General features: G+C 33.6%; 14 protein-coding genes. 7 read left to right on the top strand and 7 right to left on the bottom strand.

The features are described from left to right. Positions 1–24 precede the first annotated feature (24 nt). Positions 25–3,753, top strand: coding sequence for a metallophosphoesterase (locus tag AABL81_RS05875; RefSeq protein ID WP_341340558.1), 3,729 nt, complete (start codon positions 25–27; stop codon positions 3,751–3,753). Here the strand turns inward: AABL81_RS05875 and AABL81_RS05880 are convergent. Beyond that, positions 3,736–4,617, bottom strand: a complete 882-nt coding sequence (locus tag AABL81_RS05880; RefSeq protein WP_158209954.1) for an SdiA-regulated domain-containing protein — start codon at positions 4,615–4,617, stop codon at positions 3,736–3,738. The two genes, AABL81_RS05875 and AABL81_RS05880, sit on opposite strands and share 18 nt — an antisense overlap. A gap of 301 nt (positions 4,618–4,918) precedes the next feature. Between AABL81_RS05880 and lepA the strand changes: the two genes are divergently transcribed. The 3 genes from lepA (at position 4,919) to AABL81_RS05895 (ending at position 7,630) form a co-directional block, all read left to right on the top strand. Beyond that, positions 4,919–6,715: a translation elongation factor 4 gene (gene lepA / locus AABL81_RS05885; RefSeq protein WP_158209955.1), complete on the top strand. Its 1,797-nt coding sequence runs from the start codon at positions 4,919–4,921 to the stop codon at positions 6,713–6,715. 87 nt (positions 6,716–6,802) lie between these two features. Further along, positions 6,803–7,258, top strand: a complete 456-nt coding sequence (locus AABL81_RS05890) for a hypothetical protein (protein ID WP_341340559.1) — start codon at positions 6,803–6,805, stop codon at positions 7,256–7,258. Positions 7,259–7,336: 78 nt separating this feature from the next. After that, complete coding sequence (locus tag AABL81_RS05895) at positions 7,337–7,630, top strand: hypothetical protein (protein WP_341340560.1); 294 nt, start codon at positions 7,337–7,339, stop codon at positions 7,628–7,630. A 32-nt stretch (positions 7,631–7,662) separates the two neighbouring features. On the opposite strand, the gene trxA is transcribed toward AABL81_RS05895, so the two are convergent. The 6 genes from trxA to AABL81_RS05925 form a co-directional block, all read right to left on the bottom strand. Continuing rightward, positions 7,663–7,980, bottom strand: coding sequence for a thioredoxin (gene trxA, locus AABL81_RS05900; RefSeq protein WP_090409899.1), 318 nt, complete (start codon positions 7,978–7,980; stop codon positions 7,663–7,665). A 7-nt stretch (positions 7,981–7,987) separates the two neighbouring features. Further along, complete coding sequence (locus tag AABL81_RS05905; protein WP_341340561.1) at positions 7,988–9,415, bottom strand: MBL fold metallo-hydrolase; 1,428 nt, start codon at positions 9,413–9,415, stop codon at positions 7,988–7,990. 78 nt (positions 9,416–9,493) lie between these two features. Beyond that, complete coding sequence (locus tag AABL81_RS05910) at positions 9,494–10,285, bottom strand: sulfite exporter TauE/SafE family protein (RefSeq protein WP_341340562.1); 792 nt, start codon at positions 10,283–10,285, stop codon at positions 9,494–9,496. Positions 10,286–10,291: 6 nt separating this feature from the next. After that, positions 10,292–10,927, bottom strand: coding sequence for a Crp/Fnr family transcriptional regulator (locus tag AABL81_RS05915; protein WP_158209959.1), 636 nt, complete (start codon positions 10,925–10,927; stop codon positions 10,292–10,294). A 321-nt stretch (positions 10,928–11,248) separates the two neighbouring features. Beyond that, positions 11,249–11,662 (bottom strand): DUF6691 family protein, encoded by a 414-nt coding sequence (locus AABL81_RS05920; protein ID WP_158209960.1) that lies wholly within the window; start codon positions 11,660–11,662, stop codon positions 11,249–11,251. 12 nt (positions 11,663–11,674) lie between these two features. Then, the gene (locus tag AABL81_RS05925) at positions 11,675–12,235 is read right to left on the bottom strand and encodes a YeeE/YedE family protein (RefSeq protein ID WP_158209961.1); all 561 of its coding nucleotides are present in this window, start codon (positions 12,233–12,235) and stop codon (positions 11,675–11,677) included. Between the two features lie 177 nt (positions 12,236–12,412). Between AABL81_RS05925 and AABL81_RS05930 the strand changes: the two genes are divergently transcribed. The 3 genes from AABL81_RS05930 to mscL all read left to right on the top strand — a co-directional run bounded on the left by AABL81_RS05930 (position 12,413) and on the right by mscL (position 15,815). Continuing rightward, complete coding sequence (locus AABL81_RS05930; RefSeq protein WP_158209962.1) at positions 12,413–12,772, top strand: DsrE family protein; 360 nt, start codon at positions 12,413–12,415, stop codon at positions 12,770–12,772. Between the two features lie 85 nt (positions 12,773–12,857). Then, positions 12,858–15,299, top strand: a complete 2,442-nt coding sequence (locus tag AABL81_RS05935) for a bifunctional UDP-N-acetylmuramoyl-tripeptide:D-alanyl-D-alanine ligase/alanine racemase (RefSeq protein ID WP_341340563.1) — start codon at positions 12,858–12,860, stop codon at positions 15,297–15,299. A gap of 51 nt (positions 15,300–15,350) precedes the next feature. Further along, entirely contained in the window at positions 15,351–15,815 is a 465-nt protein-coding gene (gene mscL / locus AABL81_RS05940; RefSeq protein WP_158209964.1) for a large conductance mechanosensitive channel protein MscL, read from the top strand. Positions 15,816–15,833: the final 18 nt, after the last annotated feature.

Genomic DNA, 15,833 nt, shown 5'->3' on the forward strand with positions numbered 1-15,833 from the left:
CAAAACCTTTATAACCTCTAAATTATGAAATTATTTCCTCACATATCTATAAATGCTTTAAAAATAGGTTTAGCATCGCTATTTTCATTTACTGTTTTGAATTCTTGTGCCACGTATGGTACACAATATGGAAAGAAAAGTAAAGAGATAATTGCTGCTGAGGAGGCTGTTTCTAAAGCAGATATATCACATACTTATTACTTGTTAGGGAATACGGGATTTGACAAGAATAAGTCGAGAAAAAAACACTTCGATAAATTATCTTCTTTTATAGGCAAAGGTGAAAAAGAGTCAACGTTAGTTTTCTTGGGTAATAGTATCGATAGGGGAATGGCTAAAGAAGGTGCGAAAAGTAGAGGGAAAGTAGAAGAAACATTGGCCACTCAATTGGGATTGGCAAAAGATTTTAAAGGGAATACTGTTTTTATAAATGGAAACGCTGAATGGGCAAGAGGGTATGAAGGAGTTAAGCGTTTTTCAGATTATATGGCATTAAATTTAGAAGATAAGAAAGCGGTATTACCGAGAAAAGTTTGTGGTTTTGAGCGATTAAAAATCAATGATGAAACTGTATTAATTGCAGTTGATAGCGAATGGTATCTACAAGATTGGGATAAGCAACCCAATATTAATGAGGATTGTGATATCAAGACAAGAGAAGATTTTTTTGATGAACTAAGAGGAGAGATTAACAAAAATCAGAATAGAATAGTGGTGTTGGCAATGCATCACCCTGTTTACAGCAATGGAAATTATGGTGGTCATTTTTCTTTTAAAGACCATATTTACCCATTAAATTCCAATGTACCGTTGCCAATTATTGGTTCGGTTATAAACTATACAAGAGCACTTTCTGGCATTAATACACAAGATTTACAAAGTAAGAATTACAATGAGTTTAATAAGCGCATTAGAACAATGGCGCAGATGTATGACAATGTTGTAATTGCTTCAGCACATGAACAAAATTTACAATACATAGCACAAGATGGGGTAAAACAAGTTATCAGTGGAGGTATGGCTGAAACGACACCTTCAAGAGCTATTTTACCGAATGATATTTCAATCGCACAAGCTGGATTTACGACACTTGAGGTTTTGAAAGATCGCAGTGTAGTGTTGAATTTCTATGTTTTTGACGAAAAAGGTGTTCAGTTAGTTACTAAGAATAAAATATTTGAACCGAGTTCTTATGTTTATGAAGGAGATAATGAAGTAAAAGAAGGAATAACTAAAGCAAGTGTATATCCTGCAGAGTGGACAAAAAAAACAGCTTGGTATCGCTTTTTATGGGGAAAGCACTATAGAGATATATACAGCAGACCTGTTGAAGTTGAAATAGCGGATCTAACAAAGATTAAAGGGGGATTGACGCCAACTATTTCAGGAGGTGGTAACCAATCTATGTCGCTTCGTGTTGTTGATAAAGACGGAAAAGAATACGTAATGAGAGGGGTGCGTAAGAGTGTTTCTCGTTTTGTTCAAACAGCTGTTTTTAAAGATCAATATGTGATGAATTCGTTTCAAGATACTTGGGCGGAAAGATTTATTTATGATTTTTATACGACATCACATCCTTATACTCCGTTTATCATTAGTGACCTTTCTGAAGCAATAGGTATGTTTCATACAAATCCGGAGTTGTATTATATTCCGAAACAAAAAACATTGGGAAGATTTAATGAAAACTACGGAGATGAGTTGTATATGATTGAAGAGCGTCCTACCAGTGGTTTTGAAGATGAGGATAGTTTTGGAAATGCGACAAAGATAATTAGCACAACAGATGTGATTGCTAATTTGAGAAAAGACGAAAAGTATGCTATTGATCAAAAAGCATTTTTGCGTGCACGTATTTTTGATATGTTAATTGGGGACTGGGATAGACACGGAGATCAGTGGAGATGGTCTGAGTTTAAAGAAGAAGGTAAGGTAATTTATAAACCTGTACCTCGAGATAGAGATCAAGCTTTTGCTAAGATAGATGGTGCTTTGTTATCATTGATAAAAAAGCTTCCTCCCTTGAGACATATGCAAAGTTATAAAGAAGATTTTGCTAATCCTCGTTGGTTGAATAAGACGGCTTTTCCATTGGATCAGTATTTATTAAAATCAACTTCTGAAGAAGATTGGATTACAGAGGCAAAAGATATTGTGACAACACTAAGTGATGAAGTCATCGAAGAGGTCTTTGCTAAATTGCCTAAAGAAGTACAAGACAAAGAGATTGACGAAATCAAAAGAATATTGAAGGTTAGAAAGAGTAATATTGTTGCCTATTTGCCAAAGTACTATGCTAAATTGAGAGAGTATGTTATTGTAGCGGGTACGGATAAAAAAGACTTTTTCGACATAGAGCGCTTGTCAAATGGCGATGTAAAACTGACACAATATCGCGATAAGAAATCAGGAAAAGAACTTGATTTTGAAAAAGTATATTCGGCAAAGCAAACCAAAGAAATTTGGATTTACGGCTTAAATGATGAAGATGAGTATGTAGTGAGAGGAGAAGGAAAAGCAAAGATAAAATTGCGTTTAATAGGAGGTAAGAATCAAGATACATACGCGATTGAAAACCCACGTAAAACAATTGTTTATGATTATGCAGATAAGAAAAATGAAATAGCTGAAAAGAATGGTGTTGTTCGAAAATACAGTACGAATAAATATGATTTGAATAATTTCAACTATGAAAAAGTTCCTGTAAACATCAATATGTTATTGCCAAATATTGGTTTTAATCCAGAAGATGGTATTAAGTTAGGTTTTATGTATAGTTCAACTCGTATGAAGTTTTTACAAGACCCATTTACCAGTAAACACGAATTAAAAGGTTTCTATTCGTTTAATACAAAAGGCTTAGAAGCTGAATATAAAGGGTATTTTCCGAATGCTACAAATAATTGGATGTTTACTTTAGGGGCAAGAGCTACGAGTCCGAATTTTGCCAAAAACTACTATGGTATTGGAAACGAAACATATTATTCTGACAAAGAAAAAGGAGATGATTACAAACGTGTGCGTGTTGAAAGTTATTCAATAGCTCCTGGATACCGTTATGAGGGAAAACAAGGAGGCGCTTTTGAAGTAAATCTTGGATACGACGCATTAAAAGTACAAAACAAGTCTAATCGATTCATTACGAGTTCACCAGAAGTTGTCAATCAGAAAGTTTTTGATTTTCAACAATATGGTTCGTTTAATGTAGAGTATAATTATGAACAGTATAACTATCCTGCTAATCCAACAGTTGGATTTGGTTTCAATTCGAAAGCAGGATGGCGTATGAATTTAGAAGATACTAAACAGAACTTCGCTTACTTAGATATGCGAATGAACTTTATTCATTTTATAGACAGAGGAGAGCGTTTTGTATTTGCTACAAATTTCAATTATCAAACAAGGTTTAATGACAATTACGATTTTTATCACGCAGCAACAGTTGGTGGTAACGCAAATTTAAGAGGATTTAGACCAGAGCGATTTACAGGAAAGACATCATTTGTACAAACAACAGATATTCGTTTTAATGCAGGTCAGTTTACCGCTGGATTTATACCAATGAGTTACGGTTTCTATGCTGGTTTTGATTATGGAAGGGTATGGACTCCATTAGAAAGTTCAAATAAATGGCACAATGCTTATGGAGCAGGTTTTTGGATAAATGCCATAGAACAAGCAACCCTACACTGCTCTTATTTCAACAGTGTAGATGGAGGTCGCTTTGTGTTTGGATTAGGGTTTGGGTTTTAAAGCACCCAAATCCACTTTATAGATTTTACCACCTGTTTGCTTTTTAACTTCATCAGCAATGTAAACAGTATTGTTTCCATCGAAAGAAACAGATTCTTTTTGAGAAACGTGGTTTAATTTGTGTTCAGATATTTTACCATCTAAGATTGCGTTAGGATTGAATCCGTCAATAATCCACAATTTAGAATGTGATAATAAAACAAAAGTCTTTTGGTCGGGACTAATAGCAGCCCCTGTAATAGCACAGTGTTTATAAACATTACACCCTTTGAATGTTTGTACCAATTGAGCTTTGTGATGTCCTGCTACATTGGGAATTTTATAAACATTTGATCTACCGTCAAAGCCTTTACTTCTGTTTTTTGTAAAGATGTAAAAATTGTCATTATATAAAAAGAATGCCTCCGCATCATAAATCAACTCTGTGTCTTTGGGAGGAAATTGTTTTTGCTCAGGATATTCAAAAGAGATAATAGCAGAAGCATCAACTTCTTCTTTATCTAAGTTATTTTTGTCTACTTTAATAATTTTCAGGTCTTTTCTCGTGTTTTTGTTATTTCCAAAATCACCGATATACAAGTTTCCTTCAGAATCACTTGTAAGTTCTTCCCAATCTTTATTTTTTTGGTTTTTAACTTTAACGGTATGCACTATACTTCCAGTTGCATCTATTTGGTAAAGTTCATTGCTATTTCCACTGTCTTGAACGGTCCAAAATGTTTTAGAAGTTGCGTCGTAATGCAAACCAGAAACCTCTTGTAGATGATTAGGCAGTGTAATAAAATCTTCTGTAATTTCTTTTTTTTGACCACAACTAATCAATGTAAAAAAAGATAGTGTTGCGATGGATAAGAATGTTTTCATTGCGCGAATTTTTAGAAAGTATAAAGTTAGTAAAAGTGTTAATAAAAACGGGGCATTTGGCAGTTTAATCTTAGTGGTTAAAATACTTGGTCTGTAAAGGATGAAAAGTGTTGATAACTTTAGGTATAACGAAAAAAATGATTAAAAATTCAAACTTTAAAGTATATTTGCAAAATATAGGCTTATATTGTTTTAAACAGAAGAGAATAAAAGTCTTAGAATCTTGATTATATGATTATTGAAAGTTGTTTCAATACTTCTAATGGGCGTATAATCTAATTAAAACTTTGATATAACGAAGATGAAGAACATTAGAAACTTTTGTATTATTGCTCACATTGACCACGGAAAGAGTACGTTAGCAGACCGTTTATTGGATGCTACACAAACGGTAACTGCACGTGAGCAACAAAATCAGCTTTTAGATAGTATGGATTTGGAACGCGAAAGAGGGATTACAATTAAATCTCATGCGATTCAAATGGAGTATGAATATGAAGGCGAGAAATATATTTTAAATTTAATTGATACTCCAGGGCACGTAGACTTTTCTTATGAAGTTTCTAGGTCTATTGCTGCGTGTGAAGGGGCTTTGTTGATTGTAGATGCAGCACAAAGTATCCAAGCACAAACTATCTCTAACTTGTATTTAGCGTTAGAGAATGATTTGACTATTATTCCTGTATTAAATAAAGTTGACTTACCAAGTGCTAACCCAGAAGAGGTGAGTGATGATATCGTTGACTTATTAGGATGTGATTATGAAGAAATTATTCCTGCATCTGGTAAAACAGGTTTAGGAGTAGAAGATATTTTAAAGGCAATTATCGAGAGAGTTCCTGCTCCAAAAGGTAATCCTGAAGAACCATTACAAGCTTTAGTTTTTGACTCTGTTTATAACCCATTCCGCGGTATTGAAGTTATCTTCCGTGTTGTTAATGGTACTATTAAGAAAGGTCAGAAGATTAAATTTATGGCTACAGGGAAAGAGTATTTTGCAGATGAGATTGGTACACTTAAATTAAACCAAGTTCCTAAACAAGAGATTAAAACAGGTGACGTAGGTTACTTAATTTCTGGTATTAAGGAAGCTAAGGAAGTTAAAGTAGGGGATACGTTAACAGATGCAAAAGAACCAACTCAAAATATGATTGAAGGGTTTGAGAACGTTAAACCAATGGTATTCGCTGGTATTTATCCAGTAGATACAGAGGACTATGAAGAATTGCGTAACTCAATGGAGAAATTGCAATTGAATGATGCTTCTTTAGTATTTGCTGCTGAAAGTTCTGCTGCTTTAGGGTTTGGTTTCCGTTGTGGATTCTTAGGAATGTTACATATGGAGATTATTCAGGAGCGTTTAGAGCGTGAGTTTAATATGACTGTTATTACTACTGTACCTAACGTTTCTTACTTAGCTTATACTAAGAAAGAACCAGATACACCAATTGTAGTAAATAACCCATCTGATTTACCAGAACCTTCTAAATTAGAAAGAGTAGAAGAGCCATATATTAAAGCGACAATTATTACTAAAGCTGACTTCGTTGGTCAAGTAATGAGTTTGTGTATTGACAAACGTGGTATTATTACAAACCAAACTTATTTAACGGAAGACCGTGTAGAGTTGACGTTTGATATGCCATTAGCAGAGATTGTATTTGACTTCTATGATAGATTAAAAACAGTTTCTAAAGGATATGCTTCATTTGACTATTCTCCTATTGGAATGCGTACGTCTAACTTAGTGAAAGTTGACGTTATGTTGAACGCAAACGTAGTAGATGCTTTATCTGCTTTAATGCACGCAGATAATGCGTACTACATTGGTAAGAAGATGTGTGAGAAGTTAAAAGAACTTATCCCGCGTCAACAGTTTGATATTCCTATTCAAGCGGCTATTGGAGTGAAAGTAATTGCTCGTGAAACAGTAAAAGCACTTCGTAAAGACGTAACAGCTAAATGTTATGGAGGGGATATTTCACGTAAACGTAAATTACTTGAAAAACAAAAGGCAGGTAAGAAACGTATGCGTCAAGTAGGTAACGTTGAGATTCCACAAGAAGCTTTTATGGCTGTATTAAAATTGAATGACTAACAATTAGTTATATAAATAATGAAAAAAAACTATCAGTAAAACGATAGTTTTTTTTTGCTCAAAAATCACTTAAATACAAATTAACTGATGAAAAAAGTATTAATTGTCTTGGGGTTGCTAATACTAATCGGCTGTAAAGAAACTGCAGAAACAGAGTCAGAGGGTACACAAGAACTTACAGAAGAAAATAGTGTTGAACAAGAAGAAATAAAAGATGTTCATCGATTTACAGATGCTTATGGTAAAGAGGTAAAGGAGGTAATGACACTTTTATTACCCGCATATTATGATGATGATTCGACAGATACTTACTCTGCGATTAACGAAAATTGGTTGGAGTTTAGAAAGGTTGATAAAACACATTTTATTGTGAAACAAGCGGATTATAATTTGACAGATCCGATTTTGAATGAATGTACTGAAGTAAATCAAATTGGGGTATTCTCTCCTGAGGAAGAAGAGCCACTTTTTTTCTGTGCCCCTAATAAGTTACTTACTAAGGGAGATATTGTCTCTTTGCCTATTAAAAAGAAGCCATTATGACCAGGTGAAGTATATGAATACAAGTATAAAGGACATACATATGCTTTAGAAGCGGAAGGTACAGTAAAAAACACCTATATGTACACGGATGATACAGATCCAAAAGGGAAGGAATTTAGAGAGATTGAGGATTATAAATTGTATATCAGTGTAGATGGGGCACAGCAACAGATGGTTTTAAATATCCCTATTTTCAGTGATACTTTTGTCGAATTGCTTTTTGTTGGAGATTTAGATGGAGATGGTAAGCTTGATTTTGTATTTGATACATCAGCAGATTATGAACAAAAAGAAATACAAGTATATTTATCTAAAGAAGCAAAACACTATTTATATCTTGCAGGAAGTGGAGGATATGACTTTAGTTGTTAAATAAAAAAAGGTCTCAATTGAGACCTTTTTCATTAGTAATTATTCTTGTATTGCTCTATGTTAGCAAGTAAAGTTTGTTTATCCATATATCCGGATTGGCGCCATAATAACTTACCTTTTCTAAACAACATCAAAGTAGGTACACCTCTCATTTGATACTGTGTACTATATTGTGTTGTTAATGCTTGGTTTTTATCAACGTCAATCTTAATGATTGTAATATTGTCTTGTAGTGTTTGTTTTACTTCTTCCAAGACAGGTGCAAGCATCTGACAAGGACCACACCAAGTGGCAAAGAAGTCCACTAAGACTAACTGATCACTATTGATTAGTTCTTCAAATTTATTCATTTCTGTATTATTTTCCTGTTGTTGGACAAGTAGCAGTACAAGTGCTTTCTTTTAAAGCAATACCTGTATTTTTAATTGCTCCGAAACCTCCGATTACATCAATCATATTGTGGAATCCTCTTGCTTTCAAGATAGATGAAGCAATAAGTGATCTATATCCTCCAGCGCAGTGGATAAAGAAAGTTTCATCTGTTGGGAATTCAGCTAAATGATCGTTTAAGTAATCTAATGGTGTGTGGTTAACATTCTTATAGTCGATATGAGCAGAATTATATTCTCCTACTTTACGAACGTCAAAGATGTTGATATCTTCATTTTTAACTTTATTAGCTAACTCATCAGCAGTAACTTGTTGAACAGTGTCATATTCCATTCCTTCGTTCTTCCAGTTTGCAAAACCACCTTCTAAGTAACCTAATGTATTGTCATAACCAACACGAGAAAGTCTAATAATAGCTTCTTCTTCTCTTCCTTCTGGACAAACGATTAAGATAGGTTGTTTAATATCTGTAATTAAAGCACCAACCCAAGGAGCAAACTGCCCATCTAATCCAATAAAGATAGATCCAGGAATATGTCCCGCTGCAAACTCTGCACCAGGTCTAACATCTAAAATTAATGCTCCAGAATCATCAGCTAAAGCTTGGAAATCTTTAGGTGATAATTTTTTATTATTAGTGATAATCGTTTCAACGTTCTCGTATCCTTCTTTGTTCAACTTCACATTTAAAGGGAAGTAAGCAGGAGGAGGTAAAAGACCATCAGTAACTTCTTTTACGAATTCAGCTTCTGTCATATCCGCACGTAACGCATAGTTTGTTTGCTTTTGTTCACCAAGAGTACCTACAGTTTCTTTACTTAAGTTTTTACCACAAGCAGAACCAGCTCCGTGTGCAGGGTAAACAATTACGTCATCTGCTAACGGCATAATTTTCGTACGTAAGCTATTGTATAAAGTAGCTGCTAATTGCTCTTGTGTTAAATTAGCTGCTTTTTGTGCTAAATCAGGACGACCTACATCTCCTAAGAAAAGCGTATCTCCACTAAAAATAGCGTGGTCTTTACCATTTTCATCTTTTAATAAGTAAGTTGTACTCTCCATAGTATGACCAGGAGTATGTAAAGTTGTAATAGTAACTTTTCCAAGTTTAAAAACTTCTCCATCTTTAGCAATGTGTGCTTTAAATGAAGGGTTAGCATTCGGTCCATAAACGATTGGAGCGCCAGTTTTTTCAGCTAAAGTTACGTGTCCACTTACGAAGTCAGCGTGAAAGTGAGTTTCAAAAATATACTTGATCGTAGCATTATCTTTTGTTGCTTTGTCCAAATAAGGTTGAACTTCTCTCAGAGGGTCAATAATTGCCACTTCTCCTTCGCTTTCAATGTAGTATGCTCCTTGAGCAAGACAGCCGGTATAAATTTGTTCTATTTTCATATCGTAGTGTATTTCTGTTGTTATTATAAAGTAAAATTAGGAAGATGTTTTGAATTGTACAGTAACAAGAGTTACAAACTAAAGAAACACTTCTTTTATTAAAATATAGATGGCCATAATTAAAACAAAATAACCAAAGCCTTTTTTTAAGTTGTTATCTGGGACAAATTTAGTTAAGTATATCCCTATAAATATTCCGATGATTGAAATTGCACTAAAAGTTAGTAATAATGCCCAATCCATCGTTGTGTGTCCTATATCTCCTAAGAAACCGATTAGCGATTGTATAGCAACGATACATAGTGATGTACCTACTGCTTTTCGCATTGGTAAGTTTGAGAATAATACCAAAGCTGGAATAATAAGGAAACCACCTCCTGCACCAACTGTACCGGCTAATAATCCAATTAATAATCCTTGTATTACCAGTCCTCCTAAGTTAGGATTGCTTTCTTCAACTATTTGATCTTTGCGAGGTCGAATCATCTTGATCGCCGATGTAAGCATTACAATTGCAAACAGCACCATAAGTGCAATGTTTTTATCTAATTGTAAACTTCCAATAGAAATAATATCAGGAACTAAGGGGAGTAAAAATGCTCTTGTAATATAAACCGATATTAAAGAAGGAATACCGAATAAGACAACAGCTTTTGTGTCAACTTTTTTATCAATTAGGTTTTTAAAACCACCTACTAATGAGGTTGAACCTACAATAAATAGGGAATAAGCAGTTGCAACAAATGGTTCTATCTTCATTATATAAACTAAAATAGGAACAGTAAGTATTGATCCTCCACTTCCTATAAGTCCTAATGAAATACCAATTAGTAAGGCTAAAGAATAACCTATTAACGATGTGTAATCCATAGTGTTTTACTGAGATTTAAGTAACTCAATATATTTTCGATTGAGTTGTATAATTCCTTTGTTCTCAAGAGTTTTTAAGATACGAGAAATAACTACTCTCGATGTGTTAAGCTCTTCAGCCAACTCTTGATGTGTGTTGTTTATAAATCTACTATTGTAAACCTTAGCTTTATCTTGAAGTAATTTGCACAAGCGTTCTTCCATATTCATAAACGCTAAACTATCTACTGCAGAAAGTAATTCATTCATTCTGTTGTTATAGCTATTAAGTACGAAGTTTCTCCAACTTTTGTATTTCACTAACCATTCGTCCATTTTTCCAACAGGAACTAATATAACACTACCATCGCGTTCTGCAATAGAACGCACTTGACTTTTCGTTTCACCCAAACAACAAGTTAATGTCATTGCACAGGTGTCTCCTTGTTCAATGTAGTATAAGACAATCTCTCCCTCTTTTTGATCTTCTCTAATTATCTTGATAGCACCTGCTAATAGAAGAGGTATTTTTTTTATGTACTCTCCAATTTCCATCAGTCTTTCACCTTCTTTAAAATCTTTGATAGTTGAAACTTTGATAATTTCTTCTAACAATTCTTCTTCAAAGATGTAGCGGTATTTCGTTTTGATAATATGTTCCATAAAGATTGAATAAGATGGTTTTGGGTTTTAAAATTACTTTATTTAAAGCAACTTATCAATTTTATTACAATCTTAAAAGAGAATATGTGAAATAATGATAGCCGTAATTCTATGTTAATGACTGAAATAGAATAAAAAAAGACTAAAGAAGAGCGTGGTGTAATTGGACAATATCGACAGTGTTCTGGTACTTTTAACCAAAGAAATGCTTGTTTTCAAGAAGGAAGTACCAGAAATATGTCTATAAATTGTCACTTACTGCAAGTGAATATTTATGTAATGTTTTGTGTATGCAGTATTTCAAAAGCTAAGTATTGTTGATTAATGAGGCAAGTATTTTCTCACTAATCCATAAACCCAAGTACCAAGAAGTGCACCAACAATAGCGAAGATAATTGAGTAGAATCCTGCACCAAAGTTAGCAAACATAGGTCCTGGACAAGCTCCTCCAAGTGCCCATCCTAATCCAAAGATTATTCCACCAAATAAGTACCTTGGAATACTCATATCTTTTGGAGTAAATATGATTGGGTTACCAGAGAAGTCTTTAATGTTTTTCTTTTTGATAATTTGTGTTGCTATAACTGCAATTGTTAATGCTGTTCCCATAATACCATACATATGGAAACTGTCAAATTGGAACATCTCATAAATTCTAAACCAAGAAGCGGCTCCTGATTTAAACATTCCAATTCCGAATATCATTCCTACGAATAAATAAGCTAATTTTTTCATTTCGAATATAATTTAAAAGATGAATGGAAATAATAAATGAACCATAATAAGACCTCCAATGAAGAAACCAATTACAGCAATTAATGAAGGTAATTGTAGATTACTCAATCCACTAATAGCGTGTCCTGATGTACAACCACCAGCATAACGAGAACCAAAACCTACAAAGAAACCAGCTAAGATTAAAATTCCAATATTCTTTAAAGAAGAGAAAGTTTCGTTGCTGTAAAGTTCTGTTGGTACATAAGCTTTACCAGCACTCTCAATTCCTAATTCGTTTAATTTTTGAATGGTGTTTTCTCCTAAAGGAATAGCAGCTGCGTCAACACTTAAAAAGTGATATGCAATAAAACCTCCTGCAATTGTACCTACTAAGAAAAGTAAGTTCCACGTTTGTGCTTTCCAATTAAAGCAGAAGAAATCACACGATTTACCAGCTCCCATCATCGAACACATAGTTCGCAAGTTTGATGAAAAACCAAAAGATTTACCAAGAAGTAATAATAATATTAAGGTGATTGCGATAAATAATCCACCAAGATACCACGGCCAAGGCTCAAATATCCAACTCATTTTCTTATTGTTTAAAGAATTAATAATAGTACAAAGGTCTCTATTAAAAATGACACAGAATGTAACTTAGGATACACTACTGCAAAAAAGATATTTGGCAATAAGTGGTACTATTAGTGAGGTTTTTCATAGCTTTATAAAACCAAAAATTAAATCATAAATTTAAAAGAGAAGATTATGAAAGAAGCTAATCACAAAGTAGTTTTTCAATTAAACACAGATAATATAATTGAGCAAAATGCTTTGATTACGTATATCACAAATGTGAAAAATCACTGGGCAGATGATGTAGTAATTCACGTTGTTGTACACGGACCTGGAATTGGTATGGTGCGAAAAAGTAAAACGATGGTTGGAGAAGGATTGAGAATAGTTATGCAAAAGGGGATAAAGTTCTATGCGTGTCAAAATACGATGAATGCAAGAATGATATCGGAAGATGATATTATTGAAGGAGTAGCTTTTGTACCATCAGGATTAGTTGATATAATTGAAAAGCAAGAACAAGGATGGGCTTATATTAAGTGTAACCTTTAGTTGTAAATATTACGCCTTTTAAAAGTCGTTTAATTGAAACTCTCTTTACTTTTGCAAGTAGAATTTTTTGAAATAAAAAATAGTAATGAATATTGATACGAATGCTTTTTGTACGTTTTTAGGAGCAGAGGTTTTGGGAGAGAATGCCCAAGATAATTTGACTATTACAAATATCTCTGTTGATAGTAGGTCTTTGTTAAATGATGAGCATACGTTATTTTTTGCTTTGCAAGGAAAGAACCACAATGGGCACATATATATAAATGAGTTAATCACAAAAGGAGTTAAGTATTTTGTGGTATCAGAAGATAATCTACCTAATGAAACTTCTGGTGTCGTTTATTTTAAAGTAAAGAATACATTAGCTGCTTTCCAAAAAGCAGCTAATTTTCATCGCAGTCATTTTAATTTACCTGTAATTGGAATAACAGGAAGTAAAGGAAAGACTGTAGTGAAAGAATGGTTGAACTTTTTACTAAATGAAGAGTTCTCTGTTATAAAGAGTCCGAAGAGTTATAATTCTCAAACGGGAGTTCCTCTTTCTGTTTTTGGAATTGAGGAGAAACACAATCTTGGAATATTTGAAGTTGGTATTTCGACTATCGGTGAGATGGAACGATTAGAGCCAATAGTTAAACCTACAATAGGTGTGTTTACTGCTATTACTGAAGAACACAGCGAAGGGTTTGAGAGTGTAGAACAAAAAATTCAAGAAAAGATTAAGTTGTTTACAAATGTTGATAACATCGTTTGTGAAGACGATATTCGCATTACCTCTTTCTTACCAAAAGACAAGTTGTATTGTTGGAGTTTTGACAATAAAGAAGCACAAGTTTTTGCGTCTTTGCAGAATGATACGTTAATAGTTACTCCAAATGCTAAATCTGCTTTTGAAGTTAATTTACCTTTTTCAGATAATGCTTCTGTTCGCAATATTCTTACCTGTATCACTACGATGCTATTAATGAATTATTCGACTGAAATAATTAAGCATCGCATAGAATTATTATATCCAGTTGAATTGCGATTGCAGTTAAAAGACGGATTGAATAATTGTACTTTAATTGATGATGCTTATAATGCCGATTATCAGTCGTTAGTAATTGCCCTTGACTTTTTAGAGAAACACAAGATAAATAAGTCTAAAACTGTTATTCTATCAGATGTGTTTAGAAGTGGTTTTGAAGAAGCTGAATTGTATGATTTAGTTCGTTCGTTACTCCTTAATAATAATATTACACGCTTAATAGGAATTGGGAATCATATAACAGAGTACTTATATGGTATTCCAAATACTTACTTATTTAAAACAACAGAAGAGTTTCTTCAAAAAATGTCTGTTGAAGATTTTTCAGATGAGACAATTTTAATCAAGGGAGCAAGAGCATTTCGCTTTGATAAGATAGTTACTACCTTGGAAACAAAAACGCACGAGACAGTTTTAGAGGTGAACTTAAATGCCATACGACATAATTTGAACTTCTACCGTTCTAAATTAGAAAGTAAGACTAAGATTATGGTTATGGTTAAGGCGTTTGGATATGGTAATGGTAGTTTTGAGATAGCAAAATTATTAGCACACGAGAACGTTGACTATTTAGGAGTGGCATTTGCGGATGAGGGTATTGATTTACGTAAAGCAGGTGTTAATACTAAAATTATTGTAATGAACCCTGAGATAAGTGCGTTTTCTGCTATGATTGCGTATGATTTAGAACCAGAGGTTTATTCTGTCAGAGAATTGAACGCTTTTCTAAAAGTAGCTCGTGAGCGCAACTGTTATCAATATCCAATTCACATTAAGTTAGACACTGGAATGCATAGACACGGTTTTTTAACCAATGAACTTCAAGAGTTAGTAGAATTGCTAAAGACTACAAATGTTGTAGAAGTTAAGTCGATTTTCTCACATTTATCGTCAAGTGATATGCCAGAGTATCGTGAATTTACTTTGGATCAGATTAATATGTTTACCAAAAATGCAGATTACTTAACGAGTAGTCTTGATATACAACCTATACGTCATATTTTGAATACGTCTGGAGTTTATAATTTTTCAGCGTATCAAATGGAAATGGTTCGCGTTGGAATTGGCTTATATGGTGTAGGGAATGATGAAGAGGAGATGAAACAATTACATAATGTAAGCACATTGAAAACACGTATTATGCAGATAAAAGAAATTGAAGATGCAGAAAGTGTTGGGTACGGACGTCGCTTTAGAGCGGTTGGAAAAACGAAGATTGCAACAGTACCTATTGGGTATGCAGACGGCGTACATCGTTCTTGGGGAAATGGAGTAGGATATGTGTTAATTAATGGACAGCAAGCACCAATTGCTGGCTCAATATGTATGGATATGTTAATGGTTGATGTTACCGCAATTGATTGTGTAGAAGAGGATGAGGTAATTATTTTCGGACAAGATTTACCAGTTACACTAATTGCGAATAGAATTAACACTATTCCGTATGAAATATTGACAAGTGTAGCACAACGTGTGAAAAGAATTTTTTATGAAGAGTAAATTTGTACTATTTTTGCTCACTTAAACTCAATACTAAAAAAAAAGAAGACTATGGGATTTGTAAAAGAATTTAAAGAATTCGCTGTCAAGGGTAATGTAATGGACCTTGCAGTTGGGGTAATTATCGGTGGTGCATTTGGTAAAATTGTTACCAGTGCTGTAAACGATGTAATTATGCCGCTTGTATCTGCTGTAATTGGTACACCAGATTTTTCAAATATGTATACAGTGTTAAAAGGTACTGTTACAGAAGGAGCTGCATTGGCAGATGCTAAAGCTGTAGAAGGAGCTGTAGTTTTTGCTTATGGTAATTTCATTACTGAAGTGATTAGTTTCTTATTATTAGCTTTAGTTGTATTTATGCTTGTTAAAGGGATAAATAAATTAAGAGAAGCAGAAGAGAAATTAACTAAAAAGAAAGAAGAAGAAGCTGCTCCTGCTGTTGAAGAGCCAAAAGGACCGTCACAAGAGGAGTTGTTATCTGAGATCCGTGATTTGTTAAGAAATCAAAAGTAAAAGTTAACTTTCATTAGG

It is taken from the genome of Myroides sp. C1519 (genome assembly GCF_038039755.1).
Lineage (GTDB): Bacteria > Bacteroidota > Bacteroidia > Flavobacteriales > Flavobacteriaceae > Flavobacterium > Flavobacterium phaeum_A.